The organism is uncultured Phycicoccus sp., assembly GCF_947495705.1.
Taxonomy (GTDB): Bacteria; Actinomycetota; Actinomycetes; order Actinomycetales; family Dermatophilaceae; genus Phycicoccus.
Map to the genome: position 1 here is coordinate 186,907 of NZ_CANLZR010000001.1, position 24,164 is coordinate 211,070.

The following is a 24,164-nucleotide window of genomic DNA, read 5'->3' on the forward strand; positions in this document are numbered from 1 at the left end:
CTCAGGCGATGTCCTTGCGGGAGAGGCGCCAGATGCCGACGGCGGTGAGCAGGACGGCGTACGCGCCCAGCGTGAGCGCGCCTCCCCACCACTCGAGCCGGACCTCCTCGGCGCTCTGGCTGATCGAGTTCAGCGTCGCGTTCGTGGCCCCCGTCGGCATGAAGGGCGCGATGTTCTCGCGGCTGAAGTCCCAGATGCCGAGCAGCAGCCCGAGCAGCGGCTCGACGATCCAGGCCACCGCCACCCCGATGAACAGCGCGGCGACCTGGTTCGGGATGAGGATGCCCAGGCCCAGCCCGATGAGCGCCCACAAGGCGAGCACGAGCAGGCTCAGCGCCAGGGTGCGCACGACGTCCGAGGACGGGAACGCCGGGCGGTCGATGACGCGCAGCACGACCGTCCCCACGCCGACCGAGGCCACGAGGCTCAGCAGCCCGTAGAAGCCGCCGATGAGCACGAGGGCAGCGACCTTGGCGAGCATCGCCCGGAGCCGGACGGGCGTCGCGAGGAAGGTGGCGCTGATGGTCTGGTGCCGGAACTCGGCGCCCACCGTGAGGATCCCGATGGTCAGCAGCAGCAGGTAGCCGACGCTGATGCCCGCGGTGTAGATGGTGTTGGCGACCTGGGTGTCGTCGCCGATCAGCTGGCCGCCTCCCGGGCCGGCACCGCCGCCGGAGTCGACGACGAACCCGAACAGGACGGCGAAGGCGGCCGCCGAGACGACGACGGCGATCGCCATGCCCCACCACAGGCGGGTCGTGAAGAACTTGCGCAGCTCGGACCGGACGGCGGGGATCACAGCGTCTCTCCTTCGGTGTCGCCGAGGTTGCGGTTGGTGCCCTCGGTGAGCGCGAAGAACAGCGCCTCGAGGTCGGCCCGGCGGGGCTCGAGGCGATGGATGGGCAGGCCGGCCCGCAGCGCGACGTCGCCGACGAGCCGCAGGTCGGTGGTGTCGGCGACGAGGGCGCCGTCCTCCCCGACGGTGCTCGTGACGTCGGCGACCCGGAGGGCGCCGGCGAGGGCGTCGGCGTCGGTCGTGCGCACCAGCGCGCCCGGCCGGCCCTTGATCTCGGCCATCGTCCCCGCCTTGACGAGGCGGCCGTTGGCGATGATGACGACGTCGTCGACGGTCTGCTCGACCTCCTGGAGCAGGTGGCTCGAGATGAGCACAGTCTTGCCCTGGTCGGTCGACAGGTGCCGCAGGAAGCCGCGGAGCCAACGGATGCCCTCGGGGTCCAGCCCGTTGGCCGGCTCGTCGAGCACCAGGACCTGCGGGTCACCGAGCAGCGCGGCGGCGAGGCCGAGGCGCTGGCGCATCCCCATGCTGTAGGCGCCGGCGCGCTTGCGGGCGGCGGCCGGGATCCCGGTGAGCTCGAGGAGCTCGTCGACCCTGGACAGCGGCACCGACCCGGCGTCGGCGAGCACCCGCAGGTGGTCCCGGCCGCTGCGGCCGGGGTGGAAGCTCGTCGCCTCCAGGGCGGCCCCGACGGTCTGGAGCGGCCGGGGGAGGTCGTGGTACGCCTGCCCGCCGATCGTCGCCGTGCCGCCGGTGGGCCGGACGAGGCCGAGCAGCATGCGCAGCGTCGTCGTCTTCCCCGCACCGTTGGGGCCGAGGAAGCCGGTGATGCGGCCCGGGTCGACGGTGAAGCTCAGGTCGTCGACGGCGGTGAAGCCGCCGAAGCGCTTGGTCAGCCCGCGGATCTCGATGCGCCCCGCAGGGGTCGCCGTCGTCGTCATGTGCTCGCCCCTGGGGTCATGCACCGATCCTCGCAGCCGCACCCCGCGCCGGGGTCAACCCCCCGGTGGACCTCCGAGTCCGCCTCGCGACGGAGCGACGGGCGGAACCTGGACGGGTGGCCGTACGCTGGTCCGGTCATGCACCCTCCTAGACCCCTGGCCCGATGACTCCCTGGATCCTGCTGCTGACCGGGGTGGTCCTCACCATCGGCACTGCCTTCTTCGTCGCCGCCGAGTTCTCGCTCGTGGCCCTGGACCGCCCCGCGGTGCAGCGCGCCGTCGACGCCGGCGAGCCCGGAGCCCGCTCGGTGCTGCGCTCACACCGCCAGCTGTCCACCGAGCTGTCCGCGTGCCAGGTGGGCATCACGCTCACCACGCTCGTCCTCGGCTTCATCGCCGCCCCCTCGGTGGGGGTGCTCCTCACCGGGCCGATCAGCGCCCTCGGGCTCTCCACCGGCGCCGCGTCGTCGGTGGCCTCCGGCCTGGCGTTCCTCCTCGCCACCCTCTTCTCGATGATCGTCGGCGAGATGATCCCCAAGACCCTCGCGGTCTCGCTGCCGCTCGCCACCGCGAAGGTGTCGGCGATCCCGGTGTACTGGTTCGGCGTCGCGGCCAAGCCGCTCATCGCGGTGCTCAACGGCGTCGCCAACCGCACCCTGCGGGCCCTCGGCATCGAGCCGCAGGAGGAGCTGTCGGCCGCCCGCAGCCCCGCCGAGCTCGCCTCGCTCGTGCGGACCTCCGCCGAGGCAGGGACCCTCGACCGGGGCACCGCACGTCTCGTCACCGCGTCCCTGGGGTTCGCCGACCAGACCGCCGCCGACGTCATGACCCCGCGCTCGCGCGCCACCTCGATCGAGCGCACCGACACCGCCGCCGACCTCGTGGCGCTGGCGCGGCACACCGGCCACTCGCGCTTCCCGGTCGTCGGGTCCGACTGGGACGACGTCGACGGGATCGTCCACGTGAAGAAGGCCATCGCCGTCCCCTTCGAGCGGCGCGGCGACGTCCCCGTGTCGGCGCTGATGACCCGCGCCGTCTTCGTCCCCGAGACGCTGCGCCTCGACCCGCTGCTCGTCCGGCTCCGCAGTAGCGGCATGCAGCTCGCCATCGTCGTCGACGAGTACGGCGGCACCTCCGGCGTCGTGACGCTCGAGGACCTCGTCGAGGAGATCGTCGGCGAGGTGAACGACGAGCACGACCGCGGTGAGACCACCGGACGCCGGCTGTCCGACGGGTCCTGGACCGTGCCCGGGCTGTGGCGTCCCGACGAGGTCCGTGCCCGCATCGGCGCCGACGTCCCGGACGGCCCGGCCTACGAGACCATCGGCGGCTGGCTCATGGCCGCCCTCGGGCGGGTGCCGGTCGTCGGCGACGAGGTCCCCATCGAGGGCTGGACGGTCCGCGTCGTCCACATGGAGGGCCACCGGGTCGACCGTCTGCGCCTGCTGCCTGACGGGGTGTCCACCTCGGACTCGGTGTCCTCGGACGAGGAGCCGGGCTCATGACGACCGTCCTCGTCACCGTCGTCCTCCTCGCCGCGAACGCGTTCTTCGTCGGGGCCGAGTTCGCCGCGATGTCGGCGCGCCGTAGCCAGCTCGAGCCACTGGCCGAGGCGGGGAGCAAGGGGGCCCGCACGGCGCTCGACGCGCTCCAGCGCACCGGCATCCTGCTCGCCACGGCCCAGCTCGGCATCACCGTCTGCTCGGTGCTCCTCGGCGCGGTCTCGGAGGCCGCCCTGCACCACGCGCTCGAGCCCGTCATCGTGGACCTCGGGCTGTCCGAGGTCGTCGCCGACGTCGTCGCGCTCGCCATCGCCCTGACGATCGTGGTGTTCCTCCACGTCGTCTACGGCGAGATGATCCCCAAGAACATCTCGATCGCCAAGCCCGAGCGAGCCGCCGTGATCCTCGTGCCGCCGCTCGTCGCGGTCTCGCGCGTCGTGGCCCCGGTCATCCACGCGATGGACCGGGTCTCCAAGGCGGCGATCCGGCTCTTCGGGGTCGAGCCGAAGGACGAGATCTCCGCGACGTTCACCGCCGAGGAGGTTGCCCACATCCTCGACGAGTCCCGCCACGAGGGCCTCGTCGGGGACGACGACTACGAGCGGCTCGGCGCCGCCCTGGAGTTCTCGGACAAGAACGCCGCCGACGTCGGCGTCGGGCTGTCCGCCCTCGTCACCGTCACGGCCGAGGCCACGCCCAGCGACATCGAGCGGCTCGTCGCCAAGCACGGCTTCTCGCGGTACCCCGTCCGTGACGCCTCCGGCGACCTCGCGGGCTACCTCCACCTCAAGGACGTGTTCTACGCCGCGGACCACGAGCGGCACGAGCCGGTCCCCGCCAAGCGGGTCCGACGGATGGCCACCGTCCGCCGCACCGACGAGGTCGAGTCGGTGCTCCAGACGATGCAGCACAGCGGGTCCCACCTCGCGCGGGTCGTCGCCGACGACGGCCTCGTCGTCGGGGTCGTCTTCCTGGAGGACGTCATCGAGGAGCTCGTCGGCGAGGTCTCGGACGCCTCCCAGCGCTGACGGGCGCCGGCCGGCTCACCAGAGCCTGGTCGAGGTGGCGCCCTGGTCGGTCGTGCGCAGGACACCCTCGTCGGCCACGACCAGCACGACGAGGGAGGTCCCGTCCCGGTGCGCGTGGACGGCCGAGAGCTCGCCGAGCTCGCGTGGGCCGGACGCCCACGTGGCGCCGGCGTCCTCGCTGACGACGATCCGGCCGGTGAGGCCGACGCCGACGACGGTGTCGTCGTCGGCCCAGTCGACGGCGACGAGCAGCTCGGGGGTGTCCACCGTCCGCCACGAGGCGCCGCGGTCGTCGGTCGCGAGCAGCCCGTCCGCCGTCGTGGCGAGCAGACGCGCGCCCGAGGGTGCTGCGGCGAGGACGTGTGGAGCCGAGGGGACCGCTCGGGTCTCCCACTCCCGGCCGTCCGCACTGACCCTGAGCTCACCGTCGAACCCGGCGACCAGGCCCTCCGCGGCCGTGAGCCCGTGGAAGTCGGACTCCCCACCGCGGGACACCGCGGCCCAGGTCCGGCCACCGTCGGTGGAGCGGACGAGGCCGACGGGCTGGTCGAGGTCGGTCCCGGGCCCTGGGTGACCGCTCGCCAGGTAGGCGCCGTCGGCACCGATCGTGAACCCCATGAGGTCGATGCTCGGGCCGACGGGGGTGGGCCCGTCGTCGCCGACGACGTAGAGGCCACCGTGCGCCGCGACGACGACGTGACCCGCATCCGGGTCGACGGCGATCCCGTGGATGTGGCCCATCGGGCGGTCCGGCCCCCCGTCGGCGCCCGCGGAGGCGGCCGTCGGGTCCGTGCCACACGCCGCGAGGAGGAGGGCGCTGCCCGTCGCGACGAGGGCGGTGAGCAGGCGTCGCACGGATCGGGAAGGGGTGGTGTGGGGCAGGGTCACGGGGTGTACTCCAGGATCGTCATCATGCCGGCTTCCGCGTGGTAGATGTTGTGGCAGTGGGTCATCCAGCGCCCGGGGTTGTCGGTGTCGAGGTCGAGCGCGAGCCCGCCCATCGGCGGGACGAGCACGGTGTCCTTTCGCAGTCCGGTCCGCGCGACGGCGAAGGTGTGGCCGTGCACGTGGATGGGGTGACTCATTGTCGTCATGTTCATGACCTCGAGCCGCACCCGCCCCCCGGCGTCGACACGGAGGGAGTCGTTCTCCCCGTACGGCGCCCCGTTGATCCCCCAGCGGAACGGCGACATCGAGCCGTTGAGGGTCAGCGGCCGCGTCTGCTCGGGACGGGCCTCCGGCAACCGTGCCGCCTCGGTGGGGACCAGGCGCGTGGTCAGCACCTCGGCGCGGTCCAGCTCAGGGACGGTCGTGCCCGCGGAGGGAGCGGACCCCGAACCGGTGCGCACGAGGGCCAGCGCCTCGCCGGACTTGCTGTCCGGCCGAGCGGCGAGGGGGAACACCCCGTCACCGAGGGTGACGACGACGTCGTAGCGTTCGCCCATCGCGATCGGGAGGGCGGCGACCTCCAGCGGCTCGACGGGGAAGCCGTCGGTGTGCGTGACCGTCATCCGGTGGCCCCCGAGGGCGACGGTGAACAGGGTGTCGGCGGCGGCGTTGACGATCCGGATCCGGACCCGGTCGCCCGGCCGGGCCCGGAAGGTCTCGGGCGCGGCGGGCACGCGCCCGTTGACGAGGTAGTGGGGGTAGTCGACGTCTCCGGCCGACCCGCGCTCGGACCCTCCGCCCATGCCGTGGTCCATCCCGCCCATCCCCATGCCCATGTGGTCGCCCCGGTCGCCCCCGCCGTCCGCGACGAGTCCGGCGAGCACGTCGTCCGGGGTGCGGCCGGTCCCGTCGACCCAGTCGTCGAGGACGACGACCCACTCGTCGTCGTACGCGCCCGGCTCGTCCGGGTCGTCGACGACGAGGGGGGCGTAGAGGCCGCGGTCGAGCTGGACGCCGACGTGCGGGTGGAAGAAGTACGTGCCGGGGTCCGGGACGCGGAACTCGTAGTCGTAGGCGGACCCCGCCGCGATCGGTGCCTGGGTGACGCCCGGCACGCCGTCCGCCGCGTTCTGGAGACGGATGCCGTGCCAGTGCACCGTCGTCTCGGCCGGGAGCCGGTTCTCGACGGCGACCCGCATGACATCCCCCGCGGTGGCGCGCAGCAGGGGCCCCGGCACGGTGTCGCCGTACGCCCACGTCCGGACCACCGGGCCGCCGAGGTCGATGGTGGCCGGCCGGGCGGTGAGCCGGGCCGTCACGACCCGGCCCCCGGGTGACGGGGTCTGCGGCGTGGGCACGGGCAGCGCGGCCGCCCGGTCGGGGCCGATGGCGGCCGAGCACCCCGTCAGCCCGGTGGCAGCGACCGCGAGGCCGCCGAGGACCAGGGATCGCCGGGTCGGCAGCGGGCCTCGCGCCGGAGCCGGCGGGCGGGCGGCCACGTCAGTGCCCGTCCACGATCTGCCGGCGGCGCGCGCTGTACTCCTCGACGCCGATGTCGCCACGGGCGAGTCGCTCGTCGAGCACCTGCAGCGCGGTCGGCCCGGGCGTCGCCCGCGGCCGCGTCCCGAAGGCGGCGACGACCGCCGCGATGACACCGCCCCAGAGGACGAGCAGGGCGAGTGCCGCGATCAGCATGCCCCAGCCGTGCCCGGCTGCCATCCATCCGCCTGGTCCCATCGTGACCATCTCCTCCGCATCGGTGGCCGACCCCGGCCACATCTCCATCGAAGGCGACGCAGGTCAGGGACCGGTCGTCGTTCCATGAAGAAACGACGAAGGATCGCGCCGGGCGCCGGATCGCCTCGACTGGCCGCCCGCCGATCGGCCAGACTGCCCGGGTGTCAGCCTCCGAGCCAGCGGTCCCGGCGACGGTCCTCGTCGTCGACGACGAGGCGGCGCTCGCGGGCCTGGTGTGCACCTACCTCGAGCGCGCCGGGTACGCGACGTTGCGCGCCGAGACCGGACCGGAGGCGCTCCGGCTCGCCCGCGACGCCGCCCCCGACGTCATCGTCCTCGACCTCGGTCTGCCCGGGATGGACGGGGTCGAGGTGTGCCGTCAGGTGCGGACTTTCTCGGACTGCTACGTCGTGATGCTCACCGCCAGGACCGAGGAGACCGACCGCCTCATCGGGCTGTCGGTGGGAGCCGACGACTACGTGACCAAGCCGTTCAGCCCGCGCGAGCTCGTCGCGCGGGTGCAGGTGATGCTCCGCCGACCGCGGACGGGGCGCGCCGTGCCCGCCCCCGAGGAGTTGCCACCCCGGGTGTTCGGCGACCTGCGCATCGAGCCCGGTCCGCGTCTCGTCAGCGTGGCGGGACGGGACGTCGACCTCACCCGGACCGAGTTCGACCTCCTCGCGGCCCTGTCCGCTCGGCCACGGTTCGCCTGGGCGCGAAGGCAGCTCATCGACGAGGTCTGGGACCGCGACTGGGTCGGCGACGAGCACCTCGTCGACGTCCACGTCGCCCATCTGCGCCGCAAGCTCGGGGACGACCCCGTGGCGCCCCGCTACGTCGAGACGGTGCGGGGCGTGGGGTACCGGATGGGGTCCGGATGAGCGCCCGCACCGCTCGTCGGCTCGACGGCTTCGCGACCCGGCTCATGGTCGCCCAGCTCGGCGTGCTGCTCGCCAGCGTGGTCACCGCGGCCGTCGTCGCGGCCCTCGTCGGTCCGCGGCTGTTCCACGACCACCTGCTGCGGGCCCGCGGCACGCTCAACGACGACCAGGTGCTGCACGCCGAACGGGCCTACCTCGACGCGAGCCTGCTGTCCCTCGGCGTCGCGCTCGCCATCGCCATCGCGAGCGCGAGCCTCGTGACGTGGTACCTCGCCCGTCGCCTGCGCCGGCCGCTCACCGAGCTGTCGTCGGCCGCACGAGCGATCGCCCTGGGCCGGTACGACCGCCGCGTCGCGCCCACCGGCGCGGGCGCCGAGCTCGACGAGTTCGCCGACTCCTTCAACGTCATGGCGACCCGCCTCGAGGCCACCGAGGACACGCGGCGTCGACTGCTCACCGACCTGGCGCACGAGATGCGGACCCCGCTCGCGACGTGCACCGCCTACCTCGAGGCGCTCGACGACGACATCGCGCACTGGGGACCCGAGACGAGCGCGGTGCTGGGGCAGCAGGTGGCGCGCCTCTCGCGCCTCGCGGCCGACATCGACGACGTGAGCCGCGCCGAGGAGGGCCGCCTGGCGCTGGAGCCGCGGGCGGTGCCGGTCGGGCGGCTCGTCGAGACGGCCGTGGGCACCGCCCGTCCCCGGTTCGCGGAACGGGGGGTCGGTCTCGTCCTCGACGTGGGGGAGGAGGGCGACGCGGAGGTCTGGGCGGACGCACAGCGGGTCGGCCAGGTCTTCGCGAACCTCCTCGACAACGCGCTGCGGCACACCCCCGCCGGCGGGACGGTCCGACTCGCCCCACGGGTGGACGGCGACGAGGTCGTCGTCGAGGTCCAGGACGACGGTGACGGGATCCCGGCCGAGCAGCTTCCGCACGTCTTCGAGCGGTTCTACCGGGGCGACTCGGCGCGCGACCGCAAGGACCGCGGGTCGGGCATCGGGCTGACGATCAGCCGGGCGATCGTCGACTCGCACGGGGGGTCCCTGACGGCCCACAGTGCCGGACCGGGTCAGGGCGCGACCTTCGAGGTCCGGTTGCCCATGCCGCCGGGGAGGCGCTCGTGACCGGGCTCCTCGTGACGGGGGCGTTCGCCGTGTCCGGCGTCGCCCTGCTGTACGCCGCGCACTGGCTCCTCGTGCCCTGGCGCTCGGTCGTGCGGACGGTGCCGTACCAGTCCGGCTGGGTGCCCGAGACCCACGCCCTGTCGCGGTACCACGTGCGGTGGTACCTCGCGACGCTCCTCTTCCTCGCCTTCGACGTCGAGATGCTGTTCATGTACCCGTGGGCCGTCGTCGTCGCCGACCTCGGGGCGAGCGCCGTCACCGAGATGTTCGTCTTCCTCGGGGCCCTCATGGTGGCCGTCGCGTGGGCATGGCGCGAAGGAGCCCTGCGATGGGTGTGAGGCGATGGCTGGCGCGGCGGGCCGTCCGGGCGTCGCGGGTGCTCGTCGTCGAGTGCCCGGGGGCGTGGCGCGACCGGGTGGACGCCGAGCATGCGGTGCGAGCACGGGGCTGGCGCCTGGCGGAGTCACCCGCGAGCGCCGACGTCCTGCTCGTCGTCGGGGAGCCCGGCGCCGAGCTGGTCGAGGTGGTGGCAGGGCTGTGGGACGCGATGCCCGGACCCCGGGCCCGGGTCGACCTGGCGGTCGGTGCCGACCCCGAGCCCGCGCTCGACACGGCTGTCGCGTCGCTGCTCGACACGTCCGCGCAGGCCGAGGACGCCGGCGGTCGGGCGCAGCCCGACCTGGGCGGCGACGGGACCGAGCACCACGGCATGGACCACGAGGGGATGGACCATGGGGGCCACGAGGGGATGGGCCATGGGAGCCACGAGGGGATGGACCACGGGGACATGGAGATGGCCCCCGACGGGATCCCGCTCGCCGGGGGGACCGAGGACGACCGCGACGGGCTCGAGATGGACGCGCTGCCGGTGCGGCTCGGCCCGGTCCTGCCGCACTGGCCCGCGGGTCTCGTCCTCGACGTGACGCTGCACGGTGACCTCGTGACCGGGGGGGCCGCCCGCTTCCTGGGGGCGGGCGCCGAGGACCTCCCTGCCGCCCCCGACCCGGCCGTCCTCGCCGCGCGGCACTGCGACGACGTCGTGGCCGTCCTCGCCCTCGCCGGCTGGGACGGCGGTGCGGCGCTCGCCCGCGCGGCCCGCGACACCCTGCTCGAGCGGCACGGCGGCGACGCCCGCGACACCCTGCTCGACCTGCGCTACCGAGTGGCGCGGTCGCGCACACTGCGCTGGTCCCTCGGCGGGGTCGGGGTCGTGTCGGCCCCGCTCGCGGCGCGGCACGGCCTGCCGGAGCGCGCGGTCGGCGACTGCCACGACCGGGTGCTGGCACTCGTGGACCGGACCATCGCGACCGCACGCGTCTACGGCGGCCTGGGGTCGGCGACGCCCGTCGACCCGGCCGACGTCGACGACGCCGCCGGCGTTCCGGTGCAGGCGCTCGGCCCGCTCGTGACGGGGTACGACCTCGCGGTCGCGCGGCTCGTCGTCGCGTCCCTCGGCACGCCGCTGACCCCGGCGGAGGTGGGCGCCCATGGGTGAGGCGGTGACCCCGGGGCTCCTCGGGTCGGTGGCCGTGGCGGCCGCCCTCCTGGCCGCCCTGGCGACGGCGGCCGTCGTCCTCGACGGGGTGCTCGGGGCCCGGTCCGAGGGCAGGTCGTCGCGGCCGGCGCTCACCCGGCCGGTCGACGAGGTGGCCCGTCTGCTCCGCCAGCGTCGCCGGGCGCCCCTGTCGGCCGACACGCTGCTGTGGCGCATCGGCGGCGGGGGCCTCGGGGTGGCGGCCCTGCTCATGGTCGCCGTCGTCCCGCTGGGGGAGTGGGTGATCGCCGACCTCGACGTCGGCGTCGTGTGGTTCAACACGATGGACGTCGCGGTGTGGGCTCTGGTCTGGCTCACGGGGTGGGGCGCCAACTCCGTGCACTCGCTCGTCGGCGGCTACCGGTTCCTCGCCCTCGCGCTCGCCTACGAGCTGCCGCTGATGTTCGCGCTCGTCGCTCCCGCGGTCGGGGCCGCCAGCCTCGACGTGCGCGAGATCGCGGCCGCGCAGGGATCGCTGTGGTTCGTGGTCTGGATGCCGGTCGCGTTCGCGGTCTACTGCCTCGGGGTCGTGGCCTTCTCGGTGTGGGGGCCGTTCACGCCGCCGGCCGGGTCCGACGTCGCGGGCGGGGTCCTGTCCGAGCTGAGCGGGGTCGACCGGCTCCTCGTCCAGGCCGGCCGGTACGCGCTGCTCGCGGCAGGCGCCGCGTTCGCCGTCCCGATGTTCCTCGGCGGCGGGTCCGGGCCCCTGCTGCCGGGGTGGGCCTGGGTGGTCCTCAAGAGCGCCGTCCTGCTCGCCGCTCTCGTCTGGCTGCGGCGTCGGCTCCCCTCTGCGAGGCCGGACCTCGTCATGGAGGTCGGCTGGGTCGTCCTCCTGCCCGCGGTGTTGCTGCAGGACCTCGCCGTGGCCGTCGTCGTCGCCTGGAGGGGGTGATCGGATGCTCGTCGACATCGGGTTCTGGGTCCTCGCGGTGCTGGCGGTCGCCTCGGCGGTGCTCGTCTTCGTCGTCGACTCGATGGCGCGCGCCACGTACGCGCTCGCGGTCTCGTTCGTCGCCGTCGGTTTCGCGCTCGTGCTGCTCCAGCAGAACTACGTCGGGGTGGTCACGGTCCTCATGATGCTCATGGAGATGGCGGTCATGGCCGTCTACATGGTCATGTACATGGGCATGAACCCGGCGCTGATGCCGATGTCGATGGTCCACGGCAAGCGGGCCGCGCTCGCCGTCTCGGGGGCCGCCTTCGTCGTCCTCGGGGCCGGTGCGCTGCTCGTCGACTGGCCGGTCCGCCGGGGGGTCCCCGCGCCGGACGTCACCGCGGCACTCGGCGAGGCACTGATGGGCCGCCAGATGCTCGTCATGGTGGTCATCAGCCCGGTCATGGTCGCGACGATCGTCGGTGGTGTCGTCCTCGCCGCCCACCGGACCCGCTACGACAGGTTCGGCGACGACCTGCGCCGGCGGCCGGCCCGCGACCCCCAGCGCGGCGGGGTCGGCCGATGACGCTCGAGACGGTCCTCCTCGTGGCGGCGGCGCTCTTCGCCGTCGGCCTGTACGGCGCGATCTCGCAGCAGGTCGTCGTCATGGTGATGATGGGCCTGGAGGTCATGGTCAACGCCGTGATCCTCGCCGCGGGTGCCATGTGGTGGTTCCTCGCCCCCGACCCCACCGGGCAGGTGCTGCTGCTCGTCGTCCTGGCCGCGATGACGGTCGAGATGGCGATGGGGTTCGCCGTCGCCACCCTCGTGCACCGGCACCGCAACAGCGACATGACCGACTCCGCGACGGACCTCGCCCGATGACGGGCGCACAGGCGAGCCTCTGGGCCCTCGTCGTGGCCCCCGCCGTCGTCGGGGCCGCGCTGCTGCTCGGGCCACGCGGGCGCACGGAGCGCCTCGCCCCGGTGCTCGGCGTCGGGACGGCGGCGCTGGCCGCGGTGCTCGCGGTCGTCGTGGCCCTCGCGCGGCCGTCGGTGGCCGTGCCGTTCGTCGCCGGTGCGGACCTCGGGCTGGGTGTCGACGGCCTCGCCGCCGTGGTCGCCCCGACGGTGGCCGTCGTCGCGGCGCTCGTGCTGCTCGCGGGCGCGGCCGACGTGGGGGAGTCCCGCGCCCGCTTCCACGGCTTCATGCTCGTGTTCGTCTCGGCGGCGCTGCTCACCGTCACGGCGACGACGCTGCCCGCCCTGCTGCTCGCCTGGGAGGTGATGGGGGCGACCTCCTACGCCCTCATCGGCTTCGCCTGGCGGGACGACCGCCGCGTGGGGTCGGGGCTCACCGCCTTCGTCACGACCCGCGCCGCGGACCTGGGGCTCTACGTCGCGGCGGCGGCGGCCCTGGCCGGCGGTGCCGGGCTCGGCCTCGACGCCCTCGCGTCGGCCGCGCCGGGATGGCGGGACGTCCTCGCTGCGGGGGTGCTCGTCGCCGCCCTCGGCAAGGCGGCCCAGCTCGTCCTCGCCTTCTGGCTGTCCCGGGCGATGGACGGCCCGAGCCCGGTCAGCGCGCTGCTGCACTCCGCGGCGATGGTCGCGATGGGCGGCTACCTCCTGCTCCGGCTCTCCCCGCTGCTGCAGGCGACGTCCTGGGCCGGCCCGGCGGCGGCCTGGGCGGGGGCGCTGACGACGGTGGCCCTCGGGGTGGTCGCGGTCGGCCAGCGGGACCTCAAGCAGCTCCTCGCCGCCTCGACGTCCGCCCAGCTGGGGTACGTCGTCATGGCGGGCGGGCTCGGCTCGGTCCCGGCCGGTACCGCGCACCTCGTCGCGCACGCCGCCACCAAGGCCGCGCTCTTCCTCGCCGCCGGAGCCTGGCTGGCCGCGCTCGGGACCAAGCAGCTCGCCGGCCTGCGCGGCACGGTGGGGGGCTGGCCGGTCCTGCGGGTCGCCGCGACCGTCGCGCTGCTCGCGCTCGCCGGGGCCCCGCCGCTGTCGCTGTGGGCGACCAAGGACCTCGTCCTCGCGGCGGCGTTGCAGCAGTCGCCCGCGCTCTACGCCGTCGGCCTCCTCGGTGCGGCCGCGGCCGCGGCCTACGCCGGCTCCGTGCTGCGTGTGCTCTGGGCTCCGGTGGACACCGCCGACCGGCGGCGGGCCCGTGCCCACCGCGGCGAGGAGGAGACCCCACGGGCTGTGGTCCCCGGTGCGCTCACCGCGGCCGTCGTCGTCCTCGCCGTCGGGGCCACGACTCTCGGAGCCGTCGCGGTTCCGGCCGTGGCGGGGGCCCTCGCCGGGACCGTCGGGGGAGAGGTCGCGCACCCCAGCGGGCTCGAGCTCGCCGGCTCCGCGGCCCTCGTCCTCGTCGTCGCCGCGGCGGTGTGGCGCCGGCCGCTCCCGCAGCCCGCCTGGGCACGCTCCTGGCTGGGCCTGGAGGCGGCGGCGCAGGCCGTCCTCGTCCGGCCCACGATCGCCGTGGCCGGGGTCCTCGACCGCGTGGACGGCCGCATCACCCGCGGTGTCGGCGGCATCGCCCGCGGCGTCGTGGCCGTGGCGGGAGGCGCCGCGGCCACCGACGACGCGGTCCTCGGGGGCGCCGTCACCCGGGCCGCCCGCGGCACCGGGATGCTCGGCCGCGGCGCCGCCGGGGCCGACGACCGCTGGGTGCACGGCTCGGTGCTCGCGCTCGCCCGCCGGGTGCGGCGCGCCGGTGCGCTCGCCCGCCGCCCGCAGACCGGGCAGCTCCACCAGTACTACGTCCAGGCCGTCGCGCTCGTCGCCGTCGGTGTCGTCCTCCTCGTCGTCGTGAGGTGACCGTGCTCTCGCTGACCATCTTCTTCCCCCTTGCCGCCGGGCTCCTGCTGCTCGTCCCGGGGGTCGGCCCCACCGCAGCCCGCTGGTGGTGGGTGGTGGCCTCGGCCGTCGAGGTGGCCCTCGTCGCGGGGCTGTGGTGGGTGTACGAGACGCCCGCAGAGGGGTCGCTCGCCTTCGACGAGCAGGTCCCGTGGATCCCCGGGGTCGACAGCAGCTACCACGTGGGGCTCGACGGGCTCTCGCTGCCGCTCGTCGCGATGACGGCGGTCGTCTTCCTCGCCTGCGCGGTCTACTCGCTCCGCGACGACGACCGGCCGCGGACCCAGGCGGCCCTGTTCCTCGCGCTCGAAGCGGTCTGCCTCGGCCTGTTCGCCGCCGCCGACCTCATCCTGTTCTTCGTCTTCTTCGACCTCTCGATCGTCGGCATGTACGTCATCATCGCGGGCTGGGGCCACGGCGACCGGGCCCGCTCGGCGCTGACCTTCTTCCTCTACACCTTCCTCGGCTCGCTGGCGCTCCTCGCCGGGTTCATCGGGCTCTACCTCGCCGCCGACCCGCACACCTTCGACATGCTCGAGCTCGCCCGGCAGGACCCCTTCGCGGGCAGGGGCACGGCCGGTGTCGTCGTCCTCGGCGCGATCCTCCTCGGGCTCGCCGTCAAGACCCCCACGGTGCCGTTCCACACCTGGCTGCCCCCGGCCCACACCGACGCCCCCGCGGTCGGCTCCGCCGTGCTCGCCGGGGTGCTCCTCAAGCTCGGCACGTACGGCTTCGTCCGCCTCGGGATGGCCCTGCTCCCGGACGCCTGGCGCTCGTGGGCCTGGGTCGTCCTCGTCGTCGGCATCGTCTCGGTCCTCTGGGGGGCCCTCGTCGCGCTCGCGCAGCGCGACCTCAAGCGGATGATCGCCTACACCTCGGTCAACCACATGGGGTACGTCGTCCTCGCCGTCGGTGCCGCGGGGATGGTCGCCGCCGACACCGCTCAGGCTCGGGGCGTCGCCGTCACCGGAGCCGTGACCCAGATGGTGAGCCACGGCCTCGTCACGGCCGCGCTGTTCCTGCTCGCGGGGCTCTTCCTCGACCGCGCGGGAACGTACGAGATCGCGGAGTTCGGCGGGCTCGCCGCCCGCGCGCCTCGCACGACGGTGCTCTTCGCCGTCGCCGCCTTCGCCTCCCTCGGCCTGCCCGGCCTGTCGGGGTTCATCGCGGAGTTCCAGATCTTCACGGGCAGCATCGCGGCCGTCCCGGCCAGCGCGCTCGCCCTGCTCGGGATCCTCGTCATCGCGGGGGTGCTGTTGTGGACCCTCCAGCGGATCTTCACCGGCGAGACGCGTGGCCGGTCGGGCGGCTTCACCGACATGCGGGCGCACGAGCTGTGGGCCGTCGCGCCCCTGCTCGCGCTCTCGCTCGCCATCGGGCTCGTGCCCCGGCCGCTGCTGGACGTCATCGAGCCCGCGGCCACCACCGTCGTCGCCGTCCTCGGCCGGTAGCCGCCGTGGGCTCCTCGATGGCGATGCGGCCGCTCGCGATGCTGCCGGAGATCCTCCTGTTCGTCGGCGGGCTCGTGTGCCTGCTCGGCGGCTCGTTCACCCCCCGGCGCCGGCAGTGGACGCTGCGCGTCGTCGCTGCGGCCGCGCTCGTCGCGGCGGTCGTGGCGGCGCTCGCCGGGGCCTCCGCGGGGGGCACGGCCTTCGAGGGGGCGTTCGCGGTCGACGTCGCGACGACGACGGCGCGGGTGGTCGGCGCCGTGGCCACGCTCCTCGTCCTGGCGCTCGCCGCCGACGAGGTCGCAGGCGATGACCGCGAGAGCGAGACCTACGCCCTCCTCCTGTTCGCCACGACGGGGGCGCTGGTCCTCGCGGGCGCCCGCGACCTGCTCGTGCTCCTCGTCGGCTTCTTCCTCGCGAGCATCCCGCTCTACGCGCTCGTCGGGCTGGGCCGTACCGCGCGGTCGGCCGAGGCGGCGCTGAAGACCTACCTCGTCGGCGCGCTCTTCGGGATCCTCATGATGCTCGGGGTGACCCTGCTGTACGGGGTCGGCGGGACCACGTCCTACCCGGAGCTCGCGGGAGCCCTGGCGCAGGCTCCGGTGGCGGTCGTCGGCGCGGGGTTCGTCGGCGTGCTCGCCGGGCTCGCGTTCAAGGCGGGCAGCGTTCCGGCGCACTTCTGGGTCCCGGACGCCGCGCAGGGGTCGACCGGGCTGACCGCCGCCTTCGTGACGACCGTGCCGAAGGTCGGGGCGGTCGTCGCGCTGTACCGGCTCGTCGTCGCGCTCCCCGGGCCCCTCGACTGGGGGCTGCTCGTCGGGGTGCTCGCGGTGGCGAGCATGACGCTGGGCAACCTGGCCGCCTACGGGCAGGACGACCCGCGGCGGCTGCTCGGCTGGTCCACCGTGAGCCAGGTCGGCTACCTGCTCGTGCCCGTCGCCGTGGCCGGACGCAGCGATCTCGCCCTGCCGTCGATGCTGCTCTACCTCGGGGCGTACGCGGTGACGAACATCGCGGCCTTCGCGGTGACGACGGCGTTCCCGTCGGTCCGCGACCTCGGCGGGTACGCCGGGCTCGTGCGCGCGCGGCCCGGGCTGGCCGTCGGCCTCGTCGCCGTGCTGCTCGGCCTGGTGGGGACCCCGCCGACCGCGGTGTTCGTCGGCAAGCTCACGACGGCGACCGCGGCCTGGGACGGGGGGATGCCGTGGCTGACGGTCGCGGTCCTCGTCAACAGCCTCGCGTCGCTCTTCTACTACCTCCGATGGGTGGCACCGGCCTTGCGCCGTGACGACCCGGACGACGACCTCGCGGCCCCGCGACGCTGGTCGGCAGGGGTGGCCGCGTCCGCGTCGGCGGCGTCGGTCGTCCTGGGCCTGCTGGCGGGGCTCGTGTGGGCCGGGCTGGGCGGGCCGCTCTCGCCCTGAGGGGGCGGGGCGCCGGCACGGGAAAAGGCAAAGCCGCAGGTCAGAGACCTGCGGCTTGGTGCCCCCGGCAGGATTCGAACCTGCGCTCCCGCCTCCGGAGGGCGGTGCTCTATCCCCTGAGCTACGGGGGCGGGCAAAAGCGCCTCCAGCGAACTCTCGGCGCTCGGCGAGGTTAGCAGCCTAGGCTGGGGTTCATGCAATCCGGGCAGGAGGACCCCGGAGCGGCGCCGCTGGTCCTCGTCTGCGACGACACCGAGGCGATCCGTCGACTCCTGCGGATCAACCTCGAGCTCGCCGGCTTCGCCGTCGAGGAGGCGACCGACGGCCGCGAGGCGATGGCGCGCCTCATCGACCCCGTCAACCCCATCCCCGCCCTGATCCTGCTCGACCAGCAGATGTCGCCGCACGACGGCTGGTGGGCCATCGCCGCCATCCGGTCCCACCCGCGGCTCGACGACGTCCCGGTCGTCCTCCTCACCGCCGCGACCTCAGAGACCGAGCTGCCCGAGGTCGCCGGCGCCGGGTTCGACGCCTTCCTCTCCAAGCCGTTCGACCCGGACGAGGTCATCGAGACCGTCTCACGGCTGGTGGCGGGCGGTCGGCCCCACCGGCGCCGCCGATAAACTCGGGCGGGTGACCCCCGAACAGCTCGCAGCCGCCATCCGCGGTGCCCTCCAGTCCGCCGTCGACTCCGGGGACCTCGCCGTCCCGGTGCCCGACGAGGTGCGGGTGGAGCGTCCGCGGAACCGCGACCACGGGGACTGGTCCACGAACATCGCCCTCCAGCTCGCCAAGGGCGCCGGCGTGCCGCCCCGCGAGCTCGCCCAGGTGCTCGCCGCCCGGGTCGCGGCCCTCGAGGGGGTCAAGGCCGTCGACGTCGCCGGGCCGGGCTTCCTCAACATCACCCTCGACGCCGCCTCCGCCGGCGAGCTCGCCCGCAGCATCGTCGAGGCGGGAGAGGCCTACGGCCGCAACGACTCCGAGGCGGGCCACGTCATCAACGTCGAGTTCATCTCGGCCAACCCCACAGGTCCGCTGCACCTCGGGCACACCCGGTGGGCGGCACTCGGTGACGCGATGGCCCGGCTGCTCAAGGCCTCGGGAGCGACGGTCGCGACCGAGTACTACATCAACGACGCCGGCGCCCAGATGGACAAGTTCGCCGCGTCGGTCCTCGCGGCCGCCGTGGGGGAGCCGACCCCCGAGGGCGGGTACCCGGGGGAGTACGTCGAGGAGCTCGCGCGCACCGCCCTCGCGGCCCGTCCGGACCTGTGCGCACTCCCACCCGCCGAGGCCCTCGCGCACGCCCGCGACCTCGGCTACGCCGCCCAGCTCCAGGACATCAAGGACACCCTCGCCGACTTCGGGGTCCACTTCGACGTCTGGTTCTCCGAGAAGGCGCTGCACGACGGGGGAGCCGTGGAGCAGGCCGTCGCGCGGCTCCGCGAGCAGGGCCACGTGTACGACGACGGTGGCGCGGTGTGGTTGCGCACCAGCGACTTCGGCGACGACAAGGACCGGGTGCTCATCCGCGCCGACGGCGAGCCCACGTACTTCGCCGCCGACGCCGCGTACTACCTCAGCAAGAAGGACCGCGGCTTCGACGAGAAGGTCTACCTGCTCGGGGCGGACCACCACGGGTACATCAACCGGCTCAAGGCCATCGTCGCCTGCGCGGGCGACGACCCCGAGCACAACATCGAGGTCCGCATCGGCCAGCTCGTCAACCTCGGCGGCGCGAAGCTGTCGAAGCGGGCCGGCAACATCATCGAGCTGCGCGACCTCATCGGCTGGATCGGCACCGACGCCATCCGCTACTCGCTCGCCCGGTACCCCGCCGACAGCCCGCTCTCGCTCGACGGCGAGGAGCTGCGCAAGCAGACCAACGACAACCCGGTCTTCTACGTCCAGTACGCCCACGCCCGGACGGCCAACGTGTCTCGGCTCGCCGCCGACGACGGCGTGCACCGCGCCGACGGCTTCGACGCCGCCTTGCTCACCGACCCCACCGAGGCGACCCTGCTCGCCGCGCTCGGCGACTTCCCCCGGGTCGTGGCCCAGGCGGCGCACCTGCGCGAGCCGCACCGCGTCGCCCGGTACCTCGAGGAGCTCGCCGCGCGCTTCCACAAGTGGTACGACACGTGCCGCGTCCGGCCGCAGAACGCCGACGAGGAGATCACCGACCTGCACCGGACCCGGCTGTGGCTCAACGACGCGACGGGCCGGGTCCTCGCCAACGGCCTCGACCTCCTCGGCGTCAGCGCCCCCGACCGGATGTGAGGGGCTGACCGATGCGCGCGCACGAGGCCGGTGCCCTGCACGCGGAGGGCTACGGCGGCCCCCCGCTGTACCTCCCGTACCCCGGCGACGTCATGGAGCTGCTGCCGCAGCTGTGGGCCTCGTCGGTGGCCCGGGACGCCGAGGGGCGGCTGACCGTCGCCGGCGTCGACGTCGTCACCCTCGCCGAGCGGCACGGCACCGCGGCCTACGTCATGGACGAGGACGACTTCCGCATCCGGGCACGGGCCTTCCGCGACGGCTTCGCCGCAGCGTTCGAGCGCTTCGGCGGCGCCGACGTCTACTACGCCGGCAAGGCCTTCCTGTGCACCGCCGTCGCCCAGTGGGTCCGCGACGAAGGGCTGCACCTCGACGTGTGCACCGGGGGCGAGCTGGCGGTGGCCACCCGCGTGGCGTTCCCGCCCGAGCGGATCGCCTTCCACGGCAACAACAAGAGCGTCGCCGAGCTGCGCGACGCCCTCGAGTACGGCGTCGGGCGGATCGTCGTCGACTCCTTCCACGAGATCGAGCGGGTCGTCACGCTGTCCCGCGAGCTCGGGGTGCGCGCGCGCGTCATGGTCCGGGTCACGGTCGGGGTCGAGGCGCACACCCACGAGTTCATCGCCACCGGGCACGAGGACCAGAAGTTCGGGTTCAGCCTCGCGGGCGGCGAGGCGATGGCGGCCGTCACCCGCCTGCTCGAGCACCCCGACGCGGTCGAGGTGTGCGGGCTGCACAGCCACATCGGCAGCCAGATCTTCGACACCAGCGGCTTCGAGGCGGCCGCGCACCGGCTCGTCGGGCTGCACGCGGCGGTCGAGGCCGAGCACGGGGTCGCGATGCCCGAGATCGACCTCGGCGGCGGCTACGGCGTCGCGTACACCTCGCAGCACACGCCCCTGCCGCCCGACGTGCTCGCGGCCGAGCTGGCCGGCATCGTCGAGCGCGAGTTCAAGGCCCTCGGCGACGGCGACAACACCCGGGTGCCGCGCGTCTCGGTCGAGCCGGGGCGCGCCATCGTCGGCCCGAGCACCTTCACCCTCTACGAGGTGGGCACCGTCAAGCGGGTCGAGCTCGGCGGCGGCCACGCCCGCACCTACGTCGCCGTCGACGGCGGGATGAGCGACAACGCGCGCCCGGCGCTCTACGAGGCCGACTACTCGTGCACGCTGGCCAACCGCAGGTCCGAGGCGCCCCCGGTGCTGGCCCGGGTCGTCGGCCGGCACTGCGAGAGCGGCGACATCGTCGTCCTCGACGAGTACCTGCCGGCCGACGTCGGCCCCGGTGACCTCATCGCCGTCCCCGGCACCGGCGCCTACTGCCGCAGCCTGTCGAGCCAGTACAACCACACCCCCCGCCCGCCCGTCGTCGCGGTGCGTGGCGGCCGCAGCCGGGTCGTCGTCCGCCGTGAGACGATCGAGGACCTGCTCGCCCTCGACGTGGCGGACGCGTGAGCCCCGAGACCGAGGAGACCCCACCCACCATGGCGCACGAACCCGGTGCCCCCCTGCGCGTCGCCCTGCTCGGCTGCGGCGTCGTCGGGTCCTCGGTCGCCCGGATGCTCACCGAGCAGGCGGACGACCTCGCGGCCCGGTGCGGGGCCCCCCTCGAGCTCGTCGGCATCGCGGTCCGGCGCCCGCAGCGGCCCCACCCGGACGTCCCCGTGGACCCCGCGCTCTTCACCGCCGACGCCGAGGACCTCGTGGCCCGGGCCGACGTCGTCATCGAGGTCATCGGCGGCATCGACCCCGCCCGCGGGCTGATCCTGCGGGCCATGGAGCACGGCGCCTCGGTGGTCTCGGCGAACAAGGCCCTGTTCGCCGAGGACGGCCCGACGCTCTTCGAGGCCGCCGCACGGTACGGTGTCGACGTCTACTACGAGGCCGCCGTCGCCGGCGCCATCCCCATCCTGCGCCCGGTCCAGGAGTCGCTCGCCGGCGACCACGTCCGCAAGATCATGGGCATCGTCAACGGCACGACGAACTTCGTCCTCGACAAGATGGACGTGTCCGGCGCCGGGTTCGCCGAGACCGTCGAGGAGGCCCAGGCGCTCGGGTACGCCGAGGCCGACCCCACCGCCGACGTCGAGGGGTTCGACGCCGCCGCGAAGGCCGCCATCCTCGCGAGCATGGCCTTCCACACCCGGGTCTCGGCCGCGGACGTGCACCGCGAGGGCATCACCGAGGTGACGGCGGCCGACATCCGCGCCGCCCGCGAGAACGACTGCGTCGTCAAGCTGCTCGCCATCTGCGAGCGGGTCACCGCCGACGGCGCCGACGCCGTCAGCGTGCGCGTGCACCCGGCGATGGTCCCGCGCTCGCACCCCCTCGCCAGCGTCCGCGAGGCGTTCAACGCCGTCTTCGTCGAGGCCGAGGCCGCGGGCGAGCTGATGTTCTACGGCCGCGGCGCCGGTGGCGACCCCACCGCCTCCGCCGTCCTCGGCGACGTCGTCGCCGTCGCCCGCCACCGGGTGGCCGGCGGCCGCGGGCCGGGGGAGTCCGCCTACGCCGACCTGCCCGTCGTCGACATGGGCCGGGCGGTCACGAGGTACCACATCAGCCTCGACGTGGCCGACCGCCCTGGAGTGCTCGCGCAGGTCGCCGCGGCCTTCGCGGAGCACGGCGTGTCCATCGAGACCGTCCGCCAGCAGGCGGCCCCCGGCGAGCAGGGCCGGGCGAAGCTCATCATCGTCACGCACCGGGCCAGCGACGCATCCCTGGCGGCGACCGTCGACGCGCTCGCGGCGCTCGACGCCGTCGACGACGTCGCCTCCGTCATGCGCGTGGAAGGAGCCTGACGATGGCCCACCAGTGGCGCGGGGTCCTGCGCGAGTACGCCGAGCGGCTGCCCAGCCTCGCCGGCGCGCCCGTGGTGACCCTCCTGGAGGGCGGGACGCCGCTCATCCCGTGCGAGGGGCTCTCCGAGCTCACCGGGGCCAACGTCTACGTCAAGTACGAGGGTCTGAACCCGACGGCCTCCTTCAAGGACCGCGGGATGACCGCGGCCATCTCGGCGGCCAAGCTCTCCGGCGCCAAGGCCGTCATCTGCGCCAGCACGGGCAACACCTCCGCGAGCGCGGCGGCGTACGCCGTCAAGGCCGGGATGACCTGCGCCGTGCTCGTCCCCGACGGCAAGATCGCGATGGGCAAGCTGAGCCAGGCAATCGCCCACGGCGCCACCCTCATCCAGGTCGAGGGCAACTTCGACGACTGCCTCACCGTGGCCCGCAAGCTCGCCGAGTCCTACCCGGTCGAGCTCGTCAACTCCGTCAACCCGGCGCGCATCGAGGGTCAGAAGACGGCCGCGTTCGAGGTCGTCGACGCGCTCGGCGACGCCCCCGACATCCACGTCCTGCCCGTCGGCAACGCCGGCAACATCACCGCCTACTGGCGTGGGTACTCCGAGTACGCCTCTCCCACACCGGGTCTGAGCGGCGAGCTCCTCGAGCCGGTCGCCAACCACCGGCCGCAGATGTGGGGCTTCCAGGCCGCGGGCGCGGCACCGATCGTCCTCGGTCACCCGGTGGACGAGCCCGAGACCGTCGCGACCGCGATCCGGATCGGCAACCCCGCGTCGTGGCGCCAGGCCGAGGCCGCGCGCGACGAGTCCGGCGGCCTCATCGACATGGTGAGCGACGACGAGATCCTCGCCGCGCACCGGCTGCTGTCCTCCACCGAGGGCGTGTTCGTCGAGCCCGGCTCGGCAGCGAGCATCGCCGGCCTGCTGAAGATGCACCGCGCCGGCCGGGTCCCCGAGGGCGTGACGATCGTGTGCACCGTCACCGGGCACGGGCTCAAGGACCCCCAGTGGGCGCTGCGCACCGCCGACGGCTCCGACGTCGAGCCGGTGCGGGTCCCGGTCGACGCGTACTCGGTCGCGGCCGCCCTGGGGCTCGACGGGTGAGCGAGGTGCTCCGCCCGGGGGCGTCGGTGCGGGTGCGGGTGCCGGCGAGCAGCGCCAACCTCGGGCCGGGCTTCGACTCCGTGGGCTGCGCCCTCGGGGTGTGGGACGAGTGCACCGCGACGGTCACCGCCGGGCCCGGGCTCGTCATCGAGGTCGAGGGCGAAGGGGCCGGGGCGGTCCCGCTCGACGAGTCCCACCTCGTCCACCGTGCGATGCGCACCGCCTGGGCCGAGGCCGGGGTGGAGCCCGCGCCGGGCCTGAGCCTGCGGTGCCGCAACGCCGTGCCGCACGGGCGGGGCATGGGGTCGTCCGCGACGGCCATCGTCACCGGCATCGTCGCCGCGCTGGCGCTCGTGCGGGCCTCCGCGGGCGAGGCCGACGGCGTCGTCGACCTCGACGCCGCCAACTCCCTGGCGGCGCGGCTCGAGGGGCACCCCGACAACGCGTCGGCGAGCATCTACGGCGGGGTCACCCTGTCGTGGACCTCGCCGGACGACGCGACGACCACGGTGCGCCTGCCGGTGCACCCGCAGGTCGAGCCGGTCGTCTTCGCCCCCGAGGCCCAGCTGTCCACGGCCCGGGCCCGGTCGGTGCTGCCGCAGCAGGTGCGGCTCGCCGACGCCGCCGCCAACTCGGCGCGCGCGGCCCTGCTCGCGCATGCCGTCGGCTCGGCGCCGGAGCACCTCGTCGAGGCGACCCGCGACTGGCTGCACCAAGAGGCTCGCCGCCCCTCCTACCCCGAGTCGATGGCCCTCGTCGACGCCCTGCGGGCCGACGGCCACGCCGCGGCCATCTCCGGGGCCGGGCCGTCCGTGCTCGTCCTCGCGCTCCGCGACCGGGTGCCGGAGGTCCTGGGGCACGCCCCCGCCGGGTGGCGCGTGCACACGCCGGGGATCCCCGACACCGGGGCCTGCGTCACCGTCCTCGCGACGCGCTGACGGGGCTG

Annotated in this window: 23 protein-coding genes and 1 tRNA gene; 18 read left to right on the forward strand and 6 right to left on the reverse strand. The window is 74.5% G+C overall.

What is annotated here, in order from left to right; all coding sequences use genetic code 11:
* Position 1 precedes the first annotated feature (1 nt).
* A complete protein-coding gene (locus Q0963_RS00930) occupies positions 2–799 on the reverse strand; it encodes an ABC transporter permease (RefSeq protein ID WP_299441121.1) in 798 nt (265 codons plus the stop codon).
* Positions 796–1,737 carry an ABC transporter ATP-binding protein gene (locus tag Q0963_RS00935; RefSeq protein ID WP_299441124.1) on the reverse strand — a complete coding sequence of 314 codons (942 nt, stop codon included), beginning with the start codon at positions 1,735–1,737 and terminating at the stop codon, positions 796–798. The genes Q0963_RS00930 and Q0963_RS00935 overlap by 4 nt, the downstream gene beginning before the upstream one ends.
* Before the next feature lie 164 nt (positions 1,738–1,901).
* Here Q0963_RS00935 and Q0963_RS00940 point away from each other — a divergent pair, with 164 nt between their 5' ends.
* Together Q0963_RS00940 and Q0963_RS00945 are read left to right on the forward strand one after the other, a co-directional pair.
* On the forward strand, positions 1,902–3,242 hold the full coding sequence (locus Q0963_RS00940; protein ID WP_299441127.1) for a hemolysin family protein: 1,341 nt from the start codon (positions 1,902–1,904) through the stop codon (positions 3,240–3,242).
* Positions 3,239–4,267 carry a hemolysin family protein gene (locus Q0963_RS00945; RefSeq protein WP_299441130.1) on the forward strand — a complete coding sequence of 343 codons (1,029 nt, stop codon included), beginning with the start codon at positions 3,239–3,241 and terminating at the stop codon, positions 4,265–4,267. Before Q0963_RS00940 ends, Q0963_RS00945 begins: the two co-directional genes overlap by 4 nt.
* A gap of 15 nt (positions 4,268–4,282) precedes the next feature.
* Here the strand turns inward: Q0963_RS00945 and Q0963_RS00950 are convergent, their stop codons facing one another.
* The 3 genes from Q0963_RS00950 to Q0963_RS00960 are packed head-to-tail and all read right to left on the reverse strand — an operon-like array spanning position 4,283 to position 6,874.
* Positions 4,283–5,122: a F510_1955 family glycosylhydrolase gene (locus Q0963_RS00950; RefSeq protein WP_299441132.1), complete on the reverse strand. Its 840-nt coding sequence runs from the start codon at positions 5,120–5,122 to the stop codon at positions 4,283–4,285.
* Between the two features lie 29 nt (positions 5,123–5,151).
* Positions 5,152–6,654 carry a multicopper oxidase family protein gene (locus Q0963_RS00955; RefSeq protein WP_299441135.1) on the reverse strand — a complete coding sequence of 501 codons (1,503 nt, stop codon included), beginning with the start codon at positions 6,652–6,654 and terminating at the stop codon, positions 5,152–5,154.
* 1 nt (position 6,655) lies between these two features.
* Positions 6,656–6,874, reverse strand: a complete 219-nt coding sequence (locus Q0963_RS00960) for an SHOCT domain-containing protein (RefSeq protein WP_299441138.1) — start codon at positions 6,872–6,874, stop codon at positions 6,656–6,658.
* A 179-nt stretch (positions 6,875–7,053) separates the two neighbouring features.
* On the opposite strand from Q0963_RS00960, the gene Q0963_RS00965 reads away from it, so the two are divergent.
* From Q0963_RS00965 to Q0963_RS01010, 10 genes are read left to right on the forward strand one after another with little or no spacing between them, the layout of a single operon-like run.
* Positions 7,054–7,773: a response regulator transcription factor gene (locus tag Q0963_RS00965; RefSeq protein WP_299441141.1), complete on the forward strand. Its 720-nt coding sequence runs from the start codon at positions 7,054–7,056 to the stop codon at positions 7,771–7,773.
* Positions 7,770–8,900, forward strand: coding sequence for a cell wall metabolism sensor histidine kinase WalK (locus Q0963_RS00970; protein ID WP_299441144.1), 1,131 nt, complete (start codon positions 7,770–7,772; stop codon positions 8,898–8,900). Before Q0963_RS00965 ends, Q0963_RS00970 begins: the two co-directional genes overlap by 4 nt.
* A complete protein-coding gene (locus Q0963_RS00975) occupies positions 8,897–9,238 on the forward strand; it encodes an NADH-quinone oxidoreductase subunit A (RefSeq protein WP_299441147.1) in 342 nt (113 codons plus the stop codon). Before Q0963_RS00970 ends, Q0963_RS00975 begins: the two co-directional genes overlap by 4 nt.
* Positions 9,229–10,395, forward strand: coding sequence for a hypothetical protein (locus Q0963_RS00980; RefSeq protein WP_299441150.1), 1,167 nt, complete (start codon positions 9,229–9,231; stop codon positions 10,393–10,395). Before Q0963_RS00975 ends, Q0963_RS00980 begins: the two co-directional genes overlap by 10 nt.
* Entirely contained in the window at positions 10,388–11,326 is a 939-nt protein-coding gene (locus tag Q0963_RS00985) for an NADH-quinone oxidoreductase subunit H (RefSeq protein WP_299441152.1), read from the forward strand. The genes Q0963_RS00980 and Q0963_RS00985 overlap by 8 nt, the downstream gene beginning before the upstream one ends.
* 4 nt (positions 11,327–11,330) lie before the next feature.
* A complete protein-coding gene (locus Q0963_RS00990) occupies positions 11,331–11,894 on the forward strand; it encodes an NADH-quinone oxidoreductase subunit J (protein ID WP_299441155.1) in 564 nt (187 codons plus the stop codon).
* Positions 11,891–12,193, forward strand: a complete 303-nt coding sequence (locus Q0963_RS00995; protein WP_299441158.1) for an NADH-quinone oxidoreductase subunit K — start codon at positions 11,891–11,893, stop codon at positions 12,191–12,193. The genes Q0963_RS00990 and Q0963_RS00995 overlap by 4 nt, the downstream gene beginning before the upstream one ends.
* Positions 12,190–14,127, forward strand: a complete 1,938-nt coding sequence (locus Q0963_RS01000; protein ID WP_299441161.1) for a proton-conducting transporter membrane subunit — start codon at positions 12,190–12,192, stop codon at positions 14,125–14,127. The genes Q0963_RS00995 and Q0963_RS01000 overlap by 4 nt, the downstream gene beginning before the upstream one ends.
* Positions 14,128–14,129: 2 nt before the next feature.
* Positions 14,130–15,617 carry a NuoM family protein gene (locus tag Q0963_RS01005; protein ID WP_299441164.1) on the forward strand — a complete coding sequence of 496 codons (1,488 nt, stop codon included), beginning with the start codon at positions 14,130–14,132 and terminating at the stop codon, positions 15,615–15,617.
* A 17-nt stretch (positions 15,618–15,634) separates the two neighbouring features.
* Positions 15,635–17,038 carry an NADH-quinone oxidoreductase subunit N gene (locus tag Q0963_RS01010; RefSeq protein ID WP_299441167.1) on the forward strand — a complete coding sequence of 468 codons (1,404 nt, stop codon included), beginning with the start codon at positions 15,635–15,637 and terminating at the stop codon, positions 17,036–17,038.
* Positions 17,039–17,094: 56 nt separating this feature from the next.
* Here Q0963_RS01010 and Q0963_RS01015 read toward each other — a convergent pair.
* A tRNA-Arg gene (locus Q0963_RS01015) sits at positions 17,095–17,169 on the reverse strand.
* Positions 17,170–17,232: 63 nt separating this feature from the next.
* Between Q0963_RS01015 and Q0963_RS01020 the strand changes: the two genes are divergently transcribed.
* The 6 genes from Q0963_RS01020 to thrB are packed head-to-tail and all read left to right on the forward strand — an operon-like array spanning position 17,233 to position 24,156.
* Positions 17,233–17,661, forward strand: coding sequence for a response regulator (locus Q0963_RS01020; RefSeq protein WP_299441170.1), 429 nt, complete (start codon positions 17,233–17,235; stop codon positions 17,659–17,661).
* Positions 17,662–17,671: 10 nt separating this feature from the next.
* The gene (argS, locus tag Q0963_RS01025) at positions 17,672–19,318 is read left to right on the forward strand and encodes an arginine--tRNA ligase (RefSeq protein WP_299441173.1); all 1,647 of its coding nucleotides are present in this window, start codon (positions 17,672–17,674) and stop codon (positions 19,316–19,318) included.
* A gap of 11 nt (positions 19,319–19,329) precedes the next feature.
* The gene (lysA, locus tag Q0963_RS01030; protein WP_299441176.1) at positions 19,330–20,769 is read left to right on the forward strand and encodes a diaminopimelate decarboxylase; all 1,440 of its coding nucleotides are present in this window, start codon (positions 19,330–19,332) and stop codon (positions 20,767–20,769) included.
* A 29-nt stretch (positions 20,770–20,798) separates the two neighbouring features.
* A complete protein-coding gene (locus tag Q0963_RS01035; protein WP_299442416.1) occupies positions 20,799–22,112 on the forward strand; it encodes a homoserine dehydrogenase in 1,314 nt (437 codons plus the stop codon).
* 2 nt (positions 22,113–22,114) lie between these two features.
* Entirely contained in the window at positions 22,115–23,218 is a 1,104-nt protein-coding gene (gene thrC / locus Q0963_RS01040) for a threonine synthase (RefSeq protein ID WP_299441179.1), read from the forward strand.
* Positions 23,215–24,156, forward strand: coding sequence for a homoserine kinase (thrB, locus tag Q0963_RS01045; RefSeq protein ID WP_299441182.1), 942 nt, complete (start codon positions 23,215–23,217; stop codon positions 24,154–24,156). The genes thrC and thrB overlap by 4 nt, the downstream gene beginning before the upstream one ends.
* The last annotated feature ends 8 nt before the right edge of the window (positions 24,157–24,164 follow it).